Source organism: Alistipes sp. An66 (genome assembly GCF_002161445.1).
Taxonomy (GTDB): domain Bacteria; phylum Bacteroidota; class Bacteroidia; order Bacteroidales; family Rikenellaceae; genus Alistipes; species Alistipes cottocaccae.
Map to the genome: position 1 here is coordinate 58,554 of NZ_NFHT01000002.1, position 21,275 is coordinate 79,828.

8 protein-coding genes are annotated in these 21,275 nt (G+C 61.6%); 1 reads left to right on the plus strand and 7 read right to left on the minus strand.

Annotated elements, in window-relative coordinates:
* Nucleotides 1-19 precede the first annotated feature (19 nt).
* The 7 genes from B5G16_RS02100 to B5G16_RS02130 form a co-directional block, all read right to left on the minus strand.
* A complete protein-coding gene (locus B5G16_RS02100; protein ID WP_087260621.1) occupies nt 20-2,731 on the minus strand; it encodes an alpha-L-fucosidase in 2,712 nt (903 codons plus the stop codon).
* A complete protein-coding gene (locus B5G16_RS02105; protein WP_087260623.1) occupies nt 2,728-5,784 on the minus strand; it encodes a glycoside hydrolase family 2 TIM barrel-domain containing protein in 3,057 nt (1,018 codons plus the stop codon). Before B5G16_RS02105 ends, B5G16_RS02100 begins: the two co-directional genes overlap by 4 nt.
* A gap of 21 nt (nt 5,785-5,805) precedes the next feature.
* Nucleotides 5,806-8,127, minus strand: a complete 2,322-nt coding sequence (locus tag B5G16_RS02110; protein ID WP_087260625.1) for a beta-N-acetylhexosaminidase — start codon at nt 8,125-8,127, stop codon at nt 5,806-5,808.
* Nucleotides 8,124-9,710, minus strand: coding sequence for a sulfatase family protein (locus tag B5G16_RS02115; protein ID WP_087260628.1), 1,587 nt, complete (start codon nt 9,708-9,710; stop codon nt 8,124-8,126). The genes B5G16_RS02110 and B5G16_RS02115 overlap by 4 nt, the downstream gene beginning before the upstream one ends.
* A 238-nt stretch (nt 9,711-9,948) precedes the next feature.
* Complete coding sequence (locus B5G16_RS02120; RefSeq protein WP_087260630.1) at nt 9,949-11,871, minus strand: DUF5006 domain-containing protein; 1,923 nt, start codon at nt 11,869-11,871, stop codon at nt 9,949-9,951.
* 19 nt (nt 11,872-11,890) lie between these two features.
* Nucleotides 11,891-13,723: a RagB/SusD family nutrient uptake outer membrane protein gene (locus tag B5G16_RS02125; RefSeq protein WP_087260631.1), complete on the minus strand. Its 1,833-nt coding sequence runs from the start codon at nt 13,721-13,723 to the stop codon at nt 11,891-11,893.
* 18 nt (nt 13,724-13,741) lie between these two features.
* Entirely contained in the window at nt 13,742-16,957 is a 3,216-nt protein-coding gene (locus B5G16_RS02130; protein WP_087260633.1) for a SusC/RagA family TonB-linked outer membrane protein, read from the minus strand.
* A 233-nt stretch (nt 16,958-17,190) separates the two neighbouring features.
* Here B5G16_RS02130 and B5G16_RS02135 point away from each other — a divergent pair, with 233 nt between their 5' ends.
* Nucleotides 17,191-21,138: an ATP-binding protein gene (locus tag B5G16_RS02135; RefSeq protein ID WP_162612001.1), complete on the plus strand. Its 3,948-nt coding sequence runs from the start codon at nt 17,191-17,193 to the stop codon at nt 21,136-21,138.
* Nucleotides 21,139-21,275 lie beyond the last annotated feature (137 nt).

A 21,275-nucleotide genomic window follows, 5' to 3' on the forward strand; every position in this document is an offset into this window, starting at 1 on the left:
GGCGGGTTTTTCATCTCCATCAGTAGTATTTCACCTCCGGCGCCGGAGCCCCGGCGTAGCGATCGTTCACGTAGACCCGGACCCAGTCGACCTCCATCGACGGCGGAGCCGCAGGATCCCATTCCGACGGTTCGACAGCCCCCGGCCAGGCTTTCGGGTCGTCGGAGATTCCCGAACTGAAAATCAGGAAAAAGCCCGCAGGATCGCTCCACGGCCAGTCGTTGTTCCCGTCGGCACCCTTGCGGTGCTCGAAATAGGCCGTGCCGTTCACCCCGCCGACAATCCGGTCGGGGTACCACTCCAACCAGTAGATGTTCCACTGGGTCATGTCCGAGAGGTCGGTCGTCGCCGTCACGCTCCCCGCACCGCCGACCACCCCGGCGTAGTGATGTTCGGAGTGAAGCGTGAAGTGAGCCCGCTGGTTGATCTTCCGTTTGGGGTTTTCCAGCAGGTCGATCTCGCCGTTCGCCGGCCACGGACGCCCGTTGTTGCCCATGAACCAGAGCGCATCGTTGAATCCCCGCGTATCGGTCCGGCGGAAGCGGATCTCGATGCGCATGTTCTCGGTGAAGTTGCACCACGCCTCGCGGCTCCCCGGGAGCGAGGTCCGGTAGCAGGCATGCGAATATTTCACCTTCCGGCCGAAGCGGTTGTCGACCGAATCGGGCTCCTCGCGCGCCCACATGTGCAGCACACCGTCCTCGACCTTCGAACAGGCGAGGTTGTCGACCCGGGCCGAGCGGCTCATCGCCCGACCGTTATGCTGCATGAAGCCCAGCGGCTGGCACTGCTGCGTATCTCCGTCGCGGAACTCGTGCGCCGTATAGAAACGCCATCCCCCGACCTTCGGATGCGGATCGCCGGGAGCCAGCGTCAACGGCGCCGAAGGTGTTGCATAGACACACGTCTCGTCGTCCTTCGGGGCTGCGAGCGTCACCCCGAACTCCTCGGAGAGGATCCGCGCCGCACCGCCCTCGGGGGTCGTCGCATCGAGACGCACCCAGCGTCCGACGACCTTGCGCGGGAAGGCGACCGTCTGCGGGAGCGGGTTGTTCACGATATTGCTGAACTCCCCGTCGGAGATGACCGTCCGCCAGTTCCGGCCGTCGTCGCTGACCGAAAGGTCGTAGCGGAACGCCATGTCGGATTTCGCCTCGCCGCCCGCCGGAGCATAGGTGAAGGCCGCGAGCGACACCTCGCGTCCGAAATCGACGGTCAGCGGCGACTCGGAGATCACCCGCCACGTCTCGCGCGGGAGGTCGTTCCACGCCGCCTGTTCGCTCTGCTCGGCAAGAGGTTCGGCCCGGAAGGCACCCACGCGGCAGATCCGGGCATCGAGGCGCGTCTGTTTCAGGCGGATGCGCAGGGCCGAGGCCTCGACCTCCGGAACGCGCAGCAGGCGTTTGTAGCCGATCGTCGTGCCCTCGCCCAGCAGCTGCCATCCGGCAGCCGTCCGGGCCTCCACGCAGAAGCCGTCGACACGCTGTCCGCAGGCGATATTCTCCTGCAACAGCACGACGTTGATCCGCGAACCGGGTTTCAGTTCCCAGATCCGCTCCTCGCCGCCCGCAGCCTGCCACGTCTCACCGCCGTCGAGGACCCGGTCGTCGGCAAAGGTTCTTTCGAGGTAGCCGGCCAGCTCCTGCAAGCGGGTGGAATCCGCGGCATGGATGCGTCCGCGGCGGTCGGGCGGAACGTTGAGCAGCAGCACCGAGTTGTAGCCCACCGACTGGAAATAGATGTCGGCCAGATGTTTCAGGCTCTTGACCTTCGCATCCTCTGTGGCATGGTAGAACCACCCCGGGCGGATCGAGACATCCACCTCCGAGGGGTACCAGAAGAGTTCCGTGGCCTTTTCCAGCATCTTGCGGCTTCCGAGGTCCGGGGCCTTGCCGTAGACGCCCAGCCGTTTGTTGTTCTCGCCGGAACGCGCATAGACACCCGGTGTGAGGACCGTCGCGCTCCACTCCATTTCACGGCCGATGCCCTTCTCGTTGCCGACCCAGCGCACGTCGTCGCCCATGATCGCCGTCACGGCGTTGGGTTGCAGGCGGCGGATCGTCCGGTAGAAGGCATCCCAGTCGTAGACCTGTTTCCGGCCGTTCGGGCCCTCGCCGTTGGCGCCGTCGAACCACACCTCGTGCACCTCGCCGTAGTTGCTCAACAGCTCGGTCAGCTGCCGGATGAAGAAGCGGTTATAGGCCTTCGAATCGCCGTAGCAGGCGGCGTTCCGGTCCCACGGCGAGAGGTAGACGCCGAATTTCATTCCGTGGCGCTCGCAGGCGTCGCGCACCTCGCGGACCACGTCGCCCCGGCCGTCCCGCCACGGCGACGAGGCCACCGAATGGCGCGTGGTCTTCGTCGGCCAGAGGCAGAAACCGTCGTGGTGCTTGGCCGTGAGGATCACCATGCGGAAGCCGGCCTGTTTGAGCGTCCGGATCCACTGGTCGGCATCGAACGCCGTCGGGTTGAACAGCGCCGGGTCCTCCGTACCGTCGCCCCACTCCCGATCGGTGAAGGTATTGATCCCGAAGTGCAGGAAGGCCGTCAGCTCCATCCGCTGCCAGGCCAGCTGGGCTTCCGAGGGGACCAGCCGGGCTGCCAGGGCGACCTTCTCGTCGAGCGTGGCACCCGCGGGGAAGACGAGGTGCTTGACAAACGGCGCCGGTTCCTGCTGGGCCGCGGCTCTTCCCGTCAGAAGCAGGAGAGCAAAGAACAACAGACGTTTCATTTCGACAATCGGGGATAAAGGGTGAATTCGAACGTATGGGGCGTCAGCGGCACCCGGAACTCGGGACGCACGCCGGGACCGCAGGTCGCCGTACCCACTCCGGCCTGCACGGCATCGAGGTGGAGCGTGATGCGGCCGTCGCTCCGCAGTTCATTGAGATGTTCGCAGTCGAAGAGCATCCGGTCCGTGAAGGGCAGCGCTCCGAATTCGAACGGTCGCGACGAGCGCACCCCGACGCCGAAGCCTTCGGCATCGGTCAGCGACACCCAGCGCACGTCGGTGCGGTTGCCCGTAGCCTGCGGGCGGACATAGGTGTGGAACATCCGTTCGGGTGAGGTGCGGTAGCGGCCGATCATGCCGCACTCCTTGCGGTCGGCATAGGTCTCGACATCCCCGCGCCCGAGGTACTCGATGCAGTCGAAGCGGTCGGAGAGTTCGCACGTCAGACCCACGCGCGCCAGCGAGCGCACCTGCGCCGTGTCGGGCGTGAAGGTCACCTGCACGCGTACCCCGCCGTCCGCCGTCGCGGCATAGCGGAACGTCGCATCGCCGACCTTCCCGCCGCGGGCGTTGCGGATCTCCGTGACGGCCTCCGTGGTGTTGCGGCTCCGCTTGAACGAGACGGCCTGCTGGGTCAGCGAGTCGAGTCCGGCCGCCTTCCAGAGCCGTTCGCCGAAGCGGTCGCGGCGGTCGTTGTCCGTGGCCGGGCGCCACAGGCAGAGCGTCAGCGGCGAGGCCAGCAGTTCGCGGCCGTCGAGCGTCAGCGACCGCAGGGCGCCCGTCGCCTCGTCGACCGCAAAGTCCGTCCGGCCCTCCGCAGCCGGGAACGGCGTCGCGGATTTCGCCGGACCCGCCAGCACGAACTGGTCGTAAGCCACGACCCAATCGGTATCGACCAGCGGCGTGGCCTCCTTGCGGCGCCATTCCAGTTCGAGGTAGGCTTCGTGCACGCCGCGCGGCAGGCGGACAGCCCCCAGCGTCGTCTCCACCGTCGCATGCGGAGCGCAGGAGAGCGTGGTCTCACCCCCGGCCAGGCGCGTGCCGTCGTCCGCAACCAGCCGCCACGTCAGTCCGAAGCGGTCGAGGTCCGTGAAGTCGAACCAGTTCTTCACCCGGATGCGGAGCGTCCGTGCGTCGAGCAGTTCCGACTTGATGTTCTGATAGATCTTCTTCACCTCCTGCAAGTGCGGATGAGGCTCACGCAGAGCGTTCACCAGTCCGTTGCAGCAGAAGTTCCCGAAGCTCGGGATTCCCTGCGGGCCGTAGTCGCCGCCGTAGGTCCAGTACCAGCGGCCCTCGGCGTCGATCTCGCGGAACGACTGGTCCACCCAGTCCCAGATGCAGCCGCCCTGCGCCATGGGTTCCGATTCGAAGAGGTCCCAGTAGGCCTTCATGCCGCCGCAGCTGTTGCCCATCGCGTGAAGGTACTCGCAGAGGATGAACGGACGGTAGATCCCCTCCTGCGAAAGGTAGGCCCGGATCTCCTCCGTCGAGCGGTACATCCGGCAGTAGATGTCCGTGTTGTAGTCCTGCTCGGCGCGTTCGTACTGCACGGGACGCAGCGTGTCGGCCGCTTTCAGCCAGTCGTAGGTCCGGTGGAAGTTGATGCCGTTGCCGGCCTCGTTGCCCAGCGACCAGATGATGACCGACGGGTGGTTCTTCGACCGTTCGTACATGCGGCGCGTGCGGTCGAGGTGGGCCGTGAGCCACGTCGAATCCTTGGCCAGCGACGCCGCTCCGTAGCCCATGCCGTGCGACTCGATGTTCGCCTCGTCGATGACGTAAAGACCGTAGCGGTCGCAGAGCTGGTACCAGTAGGGATCGGCCGGATAGTGCGAGTTGCGCACCGTATTGATGTTGTGGAGCTTCATCAGGCGGATGTCCTGCTCCATGAGCTCGCGGCTCACCGTACGGCCAAGCTGCGAGTGTTCGTGACGGTTGGTCCCCTTGACGAGGATCGGCACGCCGTTGACGCAGAGACGGCCGTTGCGGATCTCCGTCGTGCGGAAGCCCACCGCGCAGCCCGTCGTGTGGAGCGTCCGTCCGTCAGCGTCCGAGAGGGTCAGCGTCAAGGTGTAGAGATTCGGCTCCTCGGCGCTCCACCGCGCAACGTCCGGCAGGCGAAGCCGTTCGAAAGCGTACCGGCCGGGCTGCGCGGCATCGAGCTTCCCGTCCGCCACGCTCCTCCCCTCACGGTCGGTCAGCGCATAGGTGAGCGTCGCCCCGGCCGTCGCGGGACCCTCCGTCAGCACATCCAGACCGAAGAGACCGTCGGTATAACCATCGCGGTCGAGCGTCGCCGTCACCCGGTAGTCGGCAATGTGCGACGGCGCCGTGGCGTAGAGATAGACCGAACGTTCGATACCGCTCATCCGCCACATGTCCTGACATTCGAGGTAGGAACCCGCACTCCACCGGTAGACTTCCAGCGCCACGACGTTCTCACCCCCGGTCAGGTACTCCGTCACGTCCCATTCGGCCGGCGTCTTGGAGTCCTGGTTGTAACCCAACAGGTGTCCGTTCAGCCAGATGTAGTAGAAGGAGTTCACCCCCTCGCAGCAGAGCACCACGCGGCGGCCGTCCCAACCCTCGGGAACCGAGAACGTCCGTCGGTACGAACCCACCTCGTTGTGGGCATAGGGCACCAGCGGCGGGTTCTTCCGGAACGAGAACATCGGGTCGTCGAACTCATAGGTCTCATTCACATAAATCGCCGTGCCGTAGCCCTGCCGCTCCCAGTTCCCCGGGACCCGGATCTCGGCCCAGTTCCCGTCGTAGAACGACGGTTTGTAAAAATCCACGGGCCGCCGGTCGGGATTCTTCGTCCAATGGAACTTCCACAGGCCGTTCAGACTCCGGTACCAGGGCGACTCCTCGCAGACGCCGCCGCGCACCTCCTCCGCCGAAGCATAGGGCCAGACGTAGGCGTGCGGTTCGAGTTTGTTGAATCCGACGGCGTATTGGCTCTGCCATTCGGGTTGCTGCGCGGCGGCCGACGACAGCACGCCGACGGCCGACAGCAGCAGGAACAGGTTTCGTTTCCGGTTTTTCATGTCGGGTTGGTATTCGGTTGATTATTCGATGATGATTTCGTCCAGATAGAGTTTGGCAGACTGTCCCGGCCGGACGTGGTTCTCCGGACAGGGGCCGGCGTCACGCAGGCGCACCTGCACGTAGCGGGCCGTACGTCCGCCGAGGTCGAGCGTCAGATCCTCGATGAAGGTCCCTTCGCGGAAGATCTCCGCCGGGGTGAACCGACGGGAGGCCGCCTCCGTGAAGGTGCGGTTGTCGTCCGAAAGCGCCACGGAGATCTGCGAGGGAAGGTGTACGGCCATGCCGTAGTTGGTGATGCAGCCCGCCGTGAAGCGGTGCAGCGTGTCGCACGCCCCGAGGTCGATCGTGAAGGAGACCTCCTTGCCCGGCTCCCACGTGCACCACTCCGAGTCGGTATATTTGTCGCTGCCCCGCAGGCCGTTGACCAGCACATAGCCGTTCGCACCAGCCCCGAGCACCGGACATGCCGTCGCCTTGTTGAAGTCCAGCGGCAGTTCGAGCACCTCGCCCTCACGGCATCCGTCGCGGAACGTCGCGCATTTCACCGTCACGGGGCCCTCGATGCGCAGCGGCTCCGCGTAGAGCGGCGAATCGGCCGCAGGCTCCGAGCCGTCGGTCGTGTAGCGGATCTCCACGTCGGGACGGATGCACGCCAACTCCACGCGGAGCGCCCCGCCGTCGGGTTCGATCCGCTGCTGGATGTTGAACATCGAACGGGCATAGGTGACCCCCATGGCGTCGAGCCGCGGCAGGAACGTATCCAGCCGTTGCAGGAAGCCCGGCCAGTCCTTCGTGCCGCGCGGCTGCCAGGCCACCTCGGCCAGCGCCGCCAGACGCGGGAACAACAGATACTCGACATCCTCCGGCGTATCGCAGAACTCCGTCCACATCGAGGCCTGCACACCCATCAGCAGCGATTCATACTCCGGCGCCCAATCCTCCTGCACGGGTTCGTAGCCGTAGACATCCTGCAAGGTGTTGTTGCCGAAATAGGTCACCGGCTCGAAACGCTGCGGACCCTGGTAACGGATCAGGTAGAGGACGCGCGCCGGGGTCAGGATGAAGCGGTGCCCCTGCGCCGCGGCTTTCAGCGCGGCCTGTCCGTAGCCCTGCCACCCCTGGATGATAACGCCTTCGGGGAGGCGGCTGTTGGTCAGCTCGTCCCAGCCGATCACCTCGCGCCCCTTCGAACGCACATAGTCGCACACGCGGCGCATGAAGTAACCCTGCAACTCCTCGACCGAAGCCAGCTTCTCCCGGCGGATCCGGGCCTGGCACAGCGGACAGGTCTTCCAATGGGTCTTCCACGCCTCGTCGCCGCCCAGGTGGATGTAGCGCGACGGGAAGAGTTCCAGCACCTCGTCGAGGATGTTTTGCAGGAACCCGAAAACCTGCTCGTTGCCGGCACAGAAGATGATGTCGGCATTCCGGCCGCCCAGTCCGGGCAGCACGCCGATGTATCGGTTCACCACCGGGCAGGCATACTCCGGATAGGCCGCCAGCGCGGCGTTCGAGTGGGCCGGAACGTCGATCTCGGGAATCACCTCGATCTGCCGCTCCGCAGCGTAGGCGACGATCTCGCGGATGTCATCCTGCGTATAGAACCCCCCGACGGGCGTCGGTTCGCCCGGAGCCGGATTGCGCCGCGCCGGGAACGGAACCCCCGGACGGTCGACACGCCACGCCCCGACCTCCGTCAGACGCGGATAACGCTTGATTTCCAGTCGCCAGCCGTTATCGTCCGTCAGGTGCAGGTGCAGTTTGTTGAGTTTGAGCTGCGCCATGCACTCGATCAGCCGCAGCACGTGCTCCCGGGGCATGAAGAAGCGCGCCACGTCGAGGTGCATGCCCCGGTAGGCGAAGCGCGGCGCATCCTCGATCCGCACGGCCGGAACCCGCCATGCCGCATCGGCCGCCCGGCTGCCTTCGAGCGCCGCCGGCAGCAGCTGGCGCAGCGTCTGCATGGCATAGAAGAAGCCGCTCCGGTCGGCAGCCCGGACCGTGATCCCCGTCGGGGTCACATGCAGGGCGTAGCTCTCGGCCGTGCGCGTCGTATCGGTCTCGAAGCGGATGTCGCCCGCAGCCGCCGGGTCTGTCGTCACACGGGGCGTGAAACCCGCCGGAACGGTGAAGAGCGCCGCAAACGCTTCGGCAACGGCCGCCTGTTCGTCATCGCCGACCGCGAAGGTCGTGCGTTCCGAAAATTCGAAGAAACCCGTCTCGGGAACGACGGTCGCCGGCTCCGGAACAACGTGCACCGGCATCGGAGTCCGGTCGCCGCACGCCGTCAGGGCGCCCATGCAACCCAGCGTCAGGGTCAGAAGCAGAATCGGGCGTCTCATCGGGGCATGTCTTTATCGTGTTCGGGACCGAAACGCACCGGATCGCCGTACTGCTCCTGCAAAGCTTGCAGACGCGCTTTCAGATCGGCCGTCACCTCCTCCGTACCGGGCTTTCCGTAAAGGTTGTGCATCTCCGCGGGATCCGCCGCCAGGTCGTAAAGCTCCCAGACGTCGATGTCGTTGTAGAAATGGATCAGCTTCCAGCGATCCGTGCGGATGCCGTAGTGCCGCTTGACCATGTGCTCGGCCGGGTATTCGTAGAAGTGGTAGTAGAGCGCATCGCGCCATTCGGCCGGCTGTTCGCCCCGCAGCAGCGGCGCCAGCGACTCGCCGTGCATGTCGTCGGGGACCTCCACGCCGGCCATTTCGAGGAACGTCGGCGCATAGTCGATGTTCTGTACCAGCTGCGGAATGTCGCCGTGCGCCGCATAACCCTTCGGCAGGCGCATGATCAGCGGCGTGTGCATCGACTCCTCGTACATGAAGCGTTTGTCGAACCAGCCGTGCTCGCCCATGTAGAAACCCTGATCCGAGGTATAGACCACCAGCGTGTTGTCGAGCATGCCCTTCTCCTCAAGGTAGTCCAGCACGCGGCCCACGTTGTCGTCCAGCGACTTCACGGTCTTCATATAGTCGCGCATGTAGCGCGTGAATTTCCACTCGGCCAGTTCGCGCCCCTGCGGATTCTTACGGTAGAACTCCTCGATCACCGGACCGTAGAAGGCGTCCCACGCCGCCCGCTGTTCGGGGTTCATGCGCCCGATGAACTGCTCGTAGAGACTTTTCAGCCGCGTCTCGCGGTCGGGACGCAGCATTTTCAGGTCGTAGATCATGTCCATGTCGCGCACGATCGACATCTCCTGCGCGGCGGCCGCCGGACGACCCTCATAATCGTCGAAGAAGTTTTCGGGAAGCGCGAACGTGCGGTCCTCGTACAACGCCAGGTTGCACGTGTCGGCCATCCAGTTGCGGTGGATCGCCTTGTGGTGGATCAGCAGGCAGAAGGGTTTCGAAGGATCGCGCTCCTGATCCATCCAGCGGATCGCGTCATCGGTAATGATGTTCGTGACGTAACCCTCGCGACGCACCGTGTCGTTCCGCTGCGTCACGAAATCCGGATTGTAGTAGTCGCCCTGTCCCGGGAGGATCTCCCAGAAGTCGAAACCCGTCGGAAGGCTTTCGAGGTGCCACTTGCCCACCAGCGCGGTCTGATAGCCCGCCCGTTGGAGCAGTTTCGGGAAGGTCTGCTGCGAGCCGTCGAAGACGCAGGTCGTGTTGTCGAAGAAGCGGTTCGCGCACGAGTGCTTGCCCGTGATCATGCAGGCGCGGCTCGGACCGCTCAACGAGTTGGCCACGAAACTGTTCGTGAAGCGAACGCCGTCGCGGGCGATCCGGTCCAGATGGGGCGTCTCCATGTAGCGCGTATCGTAGCAGCTCATCATCTGCGCCGTATGGTCGTCCGTCATGATGTAGACGATGTTGGGGCGATCGGGCGTCTTCGGCTGCTCGTGGCAGGCCGTAGCCCCGGCCAGGAGTCCCGTCGTCAGCAAGGCCCCCGTCTTATGGTAATTCCATTCAATCATATTGTCGGTGAGGTTTTTGAGGAATAGTGCCGGAAGCACCGTTGTCTCCCGGTAAAATTAAGCATAAATTTCTGTTTCCGCAAGCGTTCCCGGACCCGGAGGTCCCGTTCCGGATGCGAAAAGCGCCCGCGCGAGGCGGATGCCGTACCGGCACTCTCCTGAATCTGAAAAAGCCCGGACGGAGATGATCCCATCGTCCGCCCGGACCTGTCAACTGGCTGAATCGATATTCAGAACATCAGAAGAAGGCATTCTTCTCCGTGTTCATCGTATAGGGACCGCCGAAATCGTAGTTCTCGTTGATCCAGAGACGGATCCAGTCGATCTCCATCCGCGGGGTGTTCTCGTCGCTCTTCGTCTGTTCGTAGGTCAGGCTCAGGAACTCCGAGGCTGCCCATCCGCCGGCATTGACCTCTTCGAGCGACAGCGGACCGCATTGCCACTCTCCGGCCAGACCTGCCGTCAGCAAGAGATGGAATCCCGTGGGATTCGCTTCATTGGTAAACGGCCAATCCTGGGCAAACCCGCCGAAATCACCGCCGCTGCCGGGCGTGAACGTTGCGGTCGTCTTGCCGTTGATTCCCACATTGATCGTGTTCCCATCGACGATCTCCACCCAGTAGATGTTCCACTCCGAAGGCTGGATGGACTTGTTGACCGTCGGATTGGCATGGGACGCACCGTCTTCCGAAACATTTCCATAGTGCAACGTCTGATGTACCGTAGTACCCGTACCTACGACCTTCCCTTGTGGATACTCCATGATGTCGATCTCACCGCAATAAGGCCACGTCTTGGTCGGAGCAACCTCGTTGCTGTTACCCATCATCCAGATCGCATAATTGAAACCGTATTGGGCGCCCCGGATACGGGCCCGCACCTCGATACGGGTACCCTCCCGGATGACGACGCTCTGGGGCACCGTGCTATTCTTGCCGATCTTGTTGGCGTAGAGTGCCGCAGCACCGAACGTCCGGGTCTTGTCCCCCGTACCTACCGTAACGGTTCCGGGATCATTGGCTGCCCACATGCGCAGGTAACCGTCGTCCGTTACGTTCGTGAACTTGTCGTTGTTCACATAGCAGGTCTCCTGAATGGTCTGCGTATCCTGCGCAGCCCAGCCGTTTGCCGTAAGCAACGGACAGTTGCCATAGCTGTTCTTGGCCATACGGCTGTAAAGACGTCCTTCGATGGCGTGGAACTCATAGGCATTGAGCAGCGTCCACGTATCAGCCAGATTGCGGTTGGGGTGCTTCGAGCCCTCGCCATAGACCGTGCTCTTGCCCATCAGCACATCGCCCTCCTTGTACGACGGGCAGGTCAGGTATTTGGCTGCCGTATTCGTCGAATAGAACGCCTGATCGGGGTTATCGTAAACCCAACGTTCGTCGAGCAGACGGTCGCCCTTGGCCAGGTCGGCGTCAATGCGCGTGATCGTGAAGGGCTTGACCGCATATTTGTCGTTTCCGACCGTTGCGGCGAAATTCCAGTCGTGATCCTCCTGCGTCTCGCCGTCGTCCCACGACACGGTGATCTCCGCACTCTCGGCCACCGTCTCACCCTTCGCAATGGTCAGCGTCGAGGGGAAATTCTCGAAATCTCCCTTCGCAGCTTCATTCTCGGGGGCAATCGCAATATCCAGATCCGCCTGTGCCGGCTCGGCGATCTGCGCCTGCAACACAAACGTCCGACCCTCGACTACGTCCATCGACGTCGCGTCCTTCACCGATACCGTAATATAATGATAGTCGCTCACCGTGATCGTCTGTGCGGCGCCCGTGATGGCACGCCCCTCGGCGCTCACCCACAGCTTCACCGTGTGCTCGCCCGTAAAGCCCGACTCCTTGATCGGGAAGTCGACCGTGATCTGCTCCTGATCCGCCGGGAAGGTCACCTCCGCGGGGAACTCGGCAAACAACTCGGAAGGCGCACCGTTTTCGAGCGACTCGAAATAGAGCTGGAAATCCTTCCGCTCCTCAACGGCATTCTCGTCCGTAGCGTCGAAACGGATCGTTGCCGTCAGCGTCTCACCCCGGCAGAGCGAGGTCGAATTGAGCGTCACTTCAAGCGGCGACCGCTGGCCGGAAAGAAGATCTTCGGTCTTGTCGTCGCTACATGCGACCATCCCGAAAAATCCCAGAAATATAAAGAGTTTTTTCATGTTCCGTCGATATTAATTATTAATAGCCGTAGTTGTTGTCCGCATTGGTAAGCGCGGAGTTCGCATCAATCTCGCTGCTCGGAATCGGCAACAGCAGATTCTTTTTCAGGAAGTGCTCCGAAAGCGCATCCTTCTGCCCGGAATCGAAGAGACGATCGGCAAAGTTGTTGGCATTCGTAGCGTAGTTGGCATCGGTCGCCGCCGTGATATTATGGTTGTTGTTCTTCAACAGCAGCAGCTCCATGTACTTCGTCCCGCGGATGCGCACCATGTCGTAGAGCGAAGGCTCGCCCATCAACTCGAACAGACGTTCGAAATAGAGTTTCTCGGTAACCTGCTCCTTCGTGAGCGACTTCGACCAGTCGGCCGGCTGCGAAGCCTCATAGCTCGTTGTGGAGTTCAGAGGTATCGACTTGCGGGCCCGGGCCAGCACCTCGTTCACCAGATCAATGGCTCTATCCTTCTGATCCAGCTCGTTGTACACATCGGCCATCAGCAGCAACATCTCCGCATAACGGAAGACAATCAGATGCTTGTGTGCATACTGCGCCGATTGTCCCTGATCGTAAAGCTTCGCCAGATAAGGCCATTTCTCGCTGTTGCCCACCTGCGTGAAATTGGTCCACATCCCCTTCACAATGTTCTGATAATCTCCCGTATAGTTGTTGAGCTCCGCCTGCGTGGGGTTGGTCTTGTCGGCAAAGAGTTCGTAGGGCAGCGTCAGCACGACGGCATCGGCATCCGTACCTCCCTCGGGCTTGTAGAGCCGTTTGGGATAGGTGTAAACCGAGTCTCCCGGGCAAAGCTGACCGTCCGTACGGACCGGATCCTTGGGGTTGGGCTGGTTGTTGCTGCTGCGGGCACGCCACTGCGTCAGGAAGTTCGTCTCCACACGCGGGTCGCCCGGGTAGGTGCCGTAATGCAGGTCATAGGCATAGCGGGTCGCCCGGTAGGTTCCCCAGTTGATACCCGAAGTCGAGGCCTGCGGTGCGAAACGGTTGCTGCCGCGGTTGTAGCAGACGCCCGACTCGGCGTTGAAGTTGAGCTGGATGATCGCCTCCTTGCTGTTGGTCACGGCTCCGGCCTGGGTGTAGGGGACGAACAGGCTGTTGAGATTCGGTTCGAGTTCATAGTCGGCGTGTTCGTAAACGTCGTCGAACATCGTCTTCGCATTGTTCAGATTCGCAGCCCGGTCGATGTCGAGCATGGCCATCTTGTAGTAAACCTTGCCCAGGAAGGCCTTCGCCGCCCACGAATTCAGACGTCCTACCGACGAGGTGGCCGAGATGTTCGTTGCGGCTTTCAGGTCGTCGACGATCGTTCCGAAGATCGTCACCCGGTCCGTACGCGGCATGGCGATGCCGTCCGACGACGAGGCTACCAGTTTCAGGGGCACGTCGCCCCACAGCGAAACGAGGTTGTAGTAGGCGATGGCGCGCAGGAAACGGGCCTCGCCGAGTTTTTGCGTTTTGACGGTTTCGTCCAGACTGCTTGCCTCCATGCTTTCGATAAAGGCATTCACTTCGGCGATCACCTTGTACATGCCTTTCCAGGTCGACGACACCAGTCCGTTGCCGGGGACTACGGCCAGCGAGGCGAGTCCGTTCTCGTCGCCGCCGTTGCGCTGTCCCCAGGCCAGACCGCTGCCTACCAGGGGCACCTCCTGCCACATCTGGCCATAGGCGCCGTTCGCCGTCATGTAGCCGTAACATCCCAGCAGGGCCAGTTCGGCATTCTCCTCGTTAGAGAAGATGATCTTGCTGTTCTGCGAGTACTGGGGATCCTCGTCCAGACAGGAGGTCGTGAAGAGCCCTGCCGCCAGCAGCAGTATTCCGTATGCTATCTTTTTCATTTCCGTGATTTTTTGCGATTAGAATGTGAGGTTGACACCGATGATGTACGAACGCGGCGTGGGGTAGGAACTCATGTCCACTCCGGGTCGCAGACCGTCGAAGGCAAAACTGTTGACCTCGGGATCATAGCCGCTGTAATCGGTGATGATGAAGGCGTTCTTCACAGAGAACGACAGCGAGCAGTAGTTGAAACCGATCTTCTTCATCCAGCGCACCGGAAGCGAGTAGCTCAACGTCAGATCCGAGCAGCGCAGGTAACTGGCATCCTCGATATAACGGTCCATCGTGTAGTTGGCGACGTTGAACGTCGAGCTCGGATAACTGTTCGAATGGTTCGTCGGGGTCCACATGCCGAGGAAGGCCTCACGCGTAAGGTTGTTCGCACGCGTTCCGGGCGTATTGATGTAACGGTTGTTGGTGTTGAACCGGTCGATGCCTGACACGCCGTTGAACGAGGCCGAGAACGAAAGACGCCGGAAGGAGAGTTTCGTCGAGAAACCATAGGTGAAGTCGGGATTCGGGTCGCCGATGATCGTACGGTCGTTCTCGTCGATCTTGCCGTCACCGTTCGAATCGAAAAACTTGACATCTCCGGCACTCGGCGTGGCATTGTTGAACGTCGTGTAATAGCCGACCGTGCCGTCATCCTTGATGTACTTCACGCCCTGGTCCGTAATATCCTCGCTTTGAACGATACCCTGCGTGCGATAGCCGAAGAACTGTCCCGGAGCCTCGCCCGCCAGGAAGATATGCGCTACGCCGAAGTGGTCGCCCAGCGAGTTGCCGTAGAAACCGACGCGTTGACCCAGACAGCCGAAGTCCGAAGGTTCGAGACCCAGATCGGTGATCTTCGACTTGTTGAAGCCGATGTTACCGTTGACGCTCCATTTCCAGTCCTTGTTGTCGATGATCTGGGCATTCAACGATACCTCGACACCCTGGTTGTCCAGACCGCCCTGGTTGTAGTAGGTCGAACCGAAGCCCGCCGAACCGGGCAGCGTGCGCGAGATGAGCAGGTCGCTCGTCTTCTTCTTGTAGATGTCCACCGTACCGCTCAACCGCGACTTGAAGAAGCCGAAATCAAGACCGACGTTCCACGAGGAGGTCTTCTCCCATTTCAGACCGCTGTTCGAGAGGTTCGTCACGATCATCGTCGTCAGGGCATCGCCGTTCTGGTCGGCGTAGATCACGTCGCCCGACGAGTTCTGGCCGTACATCGAGAAGGTCGAGTAGGGGGCAATCGACTGGTTACCGGTCACACCGTAGCTGACACGGAGTTTCAACTGGTTGAGCCACGACACGTCGCGCAGGAACTCCTCCTGCTCGATACGCCAGGCCACCGATGCCGAGGGGAAATAGCCCCAGCGGTTACCCTTGGCGAACTTCGACGAACCGTCGGCTCGCATCGAGGCCGTCACCAGATAGCGGTCCAGGAACGACAGGTTCACACGCGCCAGATACGAGAAGAGCTGGTAGTCCTTCTGTTCGGGTTGCGGGAACTCGGTCACACCGGCCTTGCTCAAACCGTTCTCGCGCAGTTCGAAGAAGGAGAACTGACGACCGATCGTATTTTCATTCAGATAGTTATAATCGTCGTAAGTAACACCCAGCGTGGCGTCGATGCGGACCAGATCGCCGATCTTGCCGTTGTAGGTCACCAGATTCTCCACCGAATAGTTGTTGCGGTTGAGGTCCGAAATCGAGAGCAGACCATTGTTGTTCATACCCTGATAGAGTTCCAGACCATACCAGCGCTTGCGGTTGTTGGTCGTCAGGTTGCCGCCCGTACGCAGGTTGTAGCGGAAATTCTTCGAGATGTCCCACGTCAGGTTGAGGCTGGCGCCGAAGACGCGGTTGACGGCCTTGTCCACATAGTCGTTGAGCCAGCTCTGCACCGTCGTCTTGTTCTCGTCGGAGAAGCTCGGGTCCCCGTCCGGCATTTCGAACGGAGCATAGTCCAGAGCCGTACGCGACACGGCTCCCGTCGAACCGCCCAGCGTATTACCGCCGGCCATCATGTCGTTCTCGCGGATCGAGCCGTTGAGCAGCAGTTCGAGTTTCACGCTCCGCGCCAGCTGGGCCGAAAGGTTGGCCCGCAGGTCGCCCTGACGCAGTCCGGTCTGCTTGACCGTACCCTCAATATCCTTGAAGTTGGCCGAAATATAATAGGTTACCTTGTCCGAACCGCCGTCGACCGATACCGAGTAGTTCTGCGAGAAGGCCGACGTATAGATCTCCTTCTGCCAGTTGCGGTTCTTCACGAGCCTGTACGTCGACGGATCTCCCGGATCGTATTTCGACTCCGAGCCGCTGAACACGTAGCGGATCTCGTCACCCACCTTGTGGAAGGGATACTGCTGGATGTCGCTCACACGCGAATTGCGGTAGTCGGCATACTCCGAAAGGTTGATCATTTCGAGCAGGTTCGTCGGCTCGGCAATGGTGAAGGTCGCCGAGGCCCGCACGCGCGCTGCACCGGCCTGTCCGCGCTTGGTGGTGATCAGGATGACGCCGTTGGCACCGCGCGAACCGTAGATGGCCGTCGAGGAGGCATCCTTCAACACGGTGATGTCGACGATGTCCGCGGGGTTGAGCTGCGAGAGAGGATCCTGCTGGATCTGGAAGTCGCCGCCGATACCCGAGCTGGAAAATTCGCCGGTCGACGCCTGCGGAACGTTGTCGATCACATAGAGCGGCTGGTTGTCTCCGCGCAGCGAGTTCGCACCACGGATCGTCACCGACGACGCGGCTCCGACGGCCGACGACGCCGAGCTCACGACCAGACCGGCGATCTTGCCTTCGAGCAGGCTGTTGACCGACGGCAGGGCAATATCCCCTTCCGAGGGCTTGATGTTGGTCAGGGCTCCCGTGACGTCCCCCTTGCGGGCCGTACCGTAAGCCACGACGACAACCTCGTCGAGCGTCTGCGCATCCTCCTTCAACTGAACGTCGATCAGAGTCTTCGCGCCCACGGGAATCTCCCGGGTCGTATATCCGATAAAGGAAAAGACCAGCACCGGATCACTCCCGGAGACATTGAGCTGATATTTACCGTCGATGTCGGTCGTGGTACCGATCGTAGTCCCCTTGACATAGACGCTTACTCCGGGCATACCGATGCTTTTATCATCGGTAACGGTACCGCTTACACTCCGTTGCTGCGCAAAAACCTGGCTGCAACATGCAAGAATGCAGAATGCACCGAGAAGAACAATTTCGGAAATTTTCTTCATGGATGAAAGGTTTTAGGTTAATAGTTATTAAAAAATTTGCAAAATCCAGCATGGATTCCACGTCAAAATTAAAAACCGTCGTCTTTTCGGATGTTCGAAAATCGTCTTTCCGACTCCAAAAATTGTCCGAATGTAAAAAAACGCTCCGGGAAGGGCTTGGAGAAAGGGTCGGCGAAGGTGAAAATAAAATTGGAAATTTCCCGCGGATTTCTTATTTTAGAGGTATGAAAAACATGAAATCCGGAATTCTCCTTTATTTATATATGGTCTGCGCCGGGCTCCTCTCCGCTTTCTGCAGGGCAACGGCCGGCGAACAGTACAACTACCGGCAGATCACGCCCCGAGACGGAATGCTCTCCAACGTCCGGTGCGTCCATGCCGAAAAACGGGGATTCGTCTGGATCGGCTCCTCGACGGAGGGACTGATGCGCTTCGACAACTACCTGCCCCGCCGCTACTCTTCGCACGACAAGGGCGAACACGCCCTGCCGGGCAACAACATCGCACAGATCGCCGAAGACAGCCTCGGACAAATCTGGGTGCTGACAAACAAGGGACTGGCCCGCTATCGTCCTGAAACAGACGATTTTTACATCCCGAAACAGCCGTCCGAGCCGGGGGGGGGAAATCTCATCGTCCACTGTGCCCGCCCGGTTGCGGGCGGCATGCTCTTCGGATCGCAGAACCAGATCTTCCGCTATGACTATGCCGACGACAAGATCCGCCTGTTGCTGAACCTCCGCCGGGAGGAGCCCTACCCCATACATGCGCTGTATCCCCTGGAGGACGGGAATTTTCTCTGCTTCAACCGCTGGCGCGGAGTGCTGGTGGCGGACTCCCGAAGCGGCGAGACCCGGCAGCCGGCATTCGGAAGCCAGAAGGAGAATACGTCGATTCTGGTCGACTCACAAGGCAGGGTGTGGCTCTCGCCCTACAACCGGGGCATCGAGTGTTTCGATCCGGAAGGGCGTCGGATCGCGGTCTACAACACCGGGAACTCGGCATTGAGCAACAACGTGGTTCTCTGCATGACCGAGCAGGAGGGCAAAATCTGGATCGGCACCGACGGCGGCGGCATCAACATCCTCGACCCGCAGACGAAGAGGATCTCGGTATTGAAACACCTGCCCGGAAACCCGTACACCCTGCCGTGCAACTCCATCCGCTCGCTCCACGGCGATGCGAACGGCACGATCTGGGCCGGACGGATCCGCGGCGGCCTGATCATCATCCGCAAATCGGACGTGAAGATCCATGTCGGCACGCAGCCGATGAGCCCCGACGGGTTGAGCGCCGAATCGGTACTCTGCCTCTACCAGGAACCGGGGTCCGAACAGGTATGGATCGGCACCGACGGCGGCGGCATCAACCGCTTCGATCCCCGCACCGAACGCTTCACCCACTATCCGTCGACCTTCGGATACAAGATCGCCTCGATTGCAGGACTTTCGCGGCAGGAGCTCCTGCTGTCGATCTTCTCGAAGGGTCTTTACACGTTCGACAAACGATCCGGACGCCTCTCCGCCCTGAATTGCGAAGACAGCCTGCTCCGCTATCAGACGACGTACAGCGGGCAGTCGGTGAACCTGCTGCGGGAGAGCGACAGCACCATTCTGTTCTTCGCCAAACCCTCGTACCGCTACCATACGCGCACGAGACGCATGGAAAGGCTCGAAACGCCGGATTGGCTCCATGCCGGCTTCCCGATCGCGCATGAAAACGGGAAAAGCTACTTCCACGACCAATGGCACGTCTACGAAACGGAACTCGGTTCGAACCGGATCGAGACCCTTTTCGGAACCGGGCAGGATACGCTCATCAACAGCATCGCGCGCACTGCGGAGGGCGCCTTCTGGATCGCCACCGACAAGGGCGTCCTCCTCCGACAGCCCGGAGCGGCGCGCTGCGAGGAGATCCCGACCCCCTTCTTCCGGACGCTGCAAGCCGTCGTCTGCGACACCCGGGGACGGGTCTGGGCCGGGACCGACAACGGCATCTTCGTCCGGCTGCCCGACGTCGGGCGCTTCATCCCGTTCGGCGAGTCGGAAGAGGACGCATGGAACGAATTCCAGCCGAAGGCGCGCCTCGCGACCGGCGACGGCAGCGTCTATCTGGGCGGAACCGGAGGGCTGTTCCATGTGAGCGCCGTCCACACGCCGCCCCCGGCGGACGCCCCCGACATCGGGTTGATGGACGCCGTTCTGGACGGCGAACGGGCCGCCAACCGGCCCCCCGACGAGGAGCTCCGGATCCCCTGGACCAACAAGACGCTCGTCATCCGGATCCGGGTGCAGGAGGACGACTTCTTCCGCAAACGCCTCTACCGGTTCCGCGTCACGGGCGACAACTACCGGGAGGAGTTCGACTCCAACAACCCGGAGCTGATGCTGCGGAACCTCGTGCCGGGGCACTACGTCATCGAGGCGACCTGCAACACCGCAGGCGGAGAGTGGGCCGCGTGGAAACCCGTATTGCGATGCGTGGTCAATCCCCCGTGGTACAGGAGCGGATGGTTCACGGCGCTGTGGATCCTCGCTGCGGCGGGGCTGATTCTGGGCCTCTTCTTCCTGCTCCTGCGCCGCAAGGAGCTCCGCATGCAGCGGGAACTCGACCGCCACAGGCAGCAGATCGCCGAGGACAAGGTGCGCTTCCTGATCAACATCAGCCACGAGCTGCGCACGCCGCTCACGTTGATCCTCGGACCGTTGGGACGGCTGATCCGAAGCGCCCCGGATGCCGTGACCGACCGTTCGCTGCTGAAAAAGATCTACAAGCAGGCACAGCGCATGAAGGAGCTGATCAACATGGTCCTCACGCTGCGCAAGATGGAAACCGGCGTCACGACGCTCCACCCCCAGTCCCGGGACGTGAACGAGTGGGTACGGGAGATCGTGGAGGATTTCCGCCTCGAGGCCGACGACCGCGAGATCGAACTCCGGGTGGAGGAGGACCCGCAGGCGGGAGTCCGGAGTTTCGACACGGAAAAGTGCATGATCGTGTTGAGCAATCTGTTGATCAACGCACTCAAACACAGCCCGGACCGAAGCCGGATCACCGTCCGGACGGAATACGAGGCCGCACGGAAACGGATCCGGATCTCGGTGATCGACCGCGGCTGCGGCTTGGAGGGCGTGGATGTGGAGCGGCTGTTCACCCGCTTCTATCAGGGCGACAGCGAGCGGAGCGGTTCGGGAATCGGGCTTTCGTATGCGAAGATTCTGGTGGAGCAGCACGGCGGGACGATCGGTGCGGCCGAGAACCCCGAAGGCGGTGCAACGTTCCATTTCGAATTGCCGGCGACGCTCTCCGGGGAGACGATCGAACACGCCCCCCGGAACTACCTCAACGAACTGCTCGAATCGGGTGCAGCCGAAAATACGGCGGGAGCGGAGCCCGACCTGTCGCAACTCTCGATGCTCGTCGTCGAAGACGACAAGGAGCTGGTGGGCTTCCTGAAAACGGAATTCGCACCCCGGACGAAACAGCTCTTCACGGCCCACGACGGAGTCGAAGCGCTGGAAATCCTCGAAAAGGCGCCGGTCGACATTATCGTCAGCGACGTGATGATGCCCCGGATGAACGGCTACGAATTGTGCCGTCAGGTCAAGGAGCGCATCGACATCAGCCACATCCCGGTGATCCTGCTCACGGCGCGCAACGACGAACAGAGTCAGCTGCTCGGCTACAATTACGGCGCGGACGGATACATGGCCAAACCCTTCGAAATCGAGATGCTGTCGGCAATGATCGCCAACCTGCTCCGCAACCGGAATCTGATCCGGGAGCGCTATCGGCAGCAGAGCGTCATGCCGGCACCGGAAGAGACGGCATTCAGTTCGGCGGACGAACGGTTTCTGATCAAACTCCGCACGCTGGTGGAGGAGAATCTGCAACAGGTACAGTTCAACATTCCGTACCTGTGCCGCGAGATCGGCATGAGCCGCACGGTTCTCTACAACAAATTGAAGCAACTCACGGGACTGAACGTCAAGGAGTACGTAACGAAGATCCGCATCGAACGGGCCTGCCGGCTCATCCGGGAGACGGACATCTCGATCACGGAGGTTGCCGAACAGACGGGCTTCTCCTCATCGCGTTATTTCAGCACGGCCTTCAAGCAGTATATGGGCGTAACGCCGTCGCAGTACAAGAGCGATCCGCAGGCGGAGCAGGAGTCGTAAGGATCCTGCTCGCGCGGGAACCCGCAAAGGCCGGCAGAGAAGCGGAAAAGCGAAAAAAGACCGGACCGGCAGAACCGGACGAAAAGAGCGAACCGGACGAAAAGTCGGCCGGGAAGACAGAAAAGAGCCGGAAAGGC

What these genes read in the sequence shown, in the direction of transcription:
- B5G16_RS02100 (WP_087260621.1), bottom strand. Translation starts at nt 2,731, where the DNA reads ATGAAACGTCTGTTGTTCTTTGCTCTCCTGCTTCTGACGGGAAGAGCC.
- B5G16_RS02105 (WP_087260623.1), bottom strand. Translation starts at nt 5,784, where the DNA reads ATGAAAAACCGGAAACGAAACCTGTTCCTGCTGCTGTCGGCCGTCGGC.
- B5G16_RS02110 (WP_087260625.1), bottom strand. Translation starts at nt 8,127, where the DNA reads ATGAGACGCCCGATTCTGCTTCTGACCCTGACGCTGGGTTGCATGGGC.
- B5G16_RS02115 (WP_087260628.1), bottom strand. Translation starts at nt 9,710, where the DNA reads ATGATTGAATGGAATTACCATAAGACGGGGGCCTTGCTGACGACGGGA.
- B5G16_RS02120 (WP_087260630.1), bottom strand. Translation starts at nt 11,871, where the DNA reads ATGAAAAAACTCTTTATATTTCTGGGATTTTTCGGGATGGTCGCATGT.
- B5G16_RS02125 (WP_087260631.1), bottom strand. Translation starts at nt 13,723, where the DNA reads ATGAAAAAGATAGCATACGGAATACTGCTGCTGGCGGCAGGGCTCTTC.
- B5G16_RS02130 (WP_087260633.1), bottom strand. Translation starts at nt 16,957, where the DNA reads ATGAAGAAAATTTCCGAAATTGTTCTTCTCGGTGCATTCTGCATTCTT.
- B5G16_RS02135 (WP_162612001.1), top strand. Translation starts at nt 17,191, where the DNA reads ATGAAATCCGGAATTCTCCTTTATTTATATATGGTCTGCGCCGGGCTC.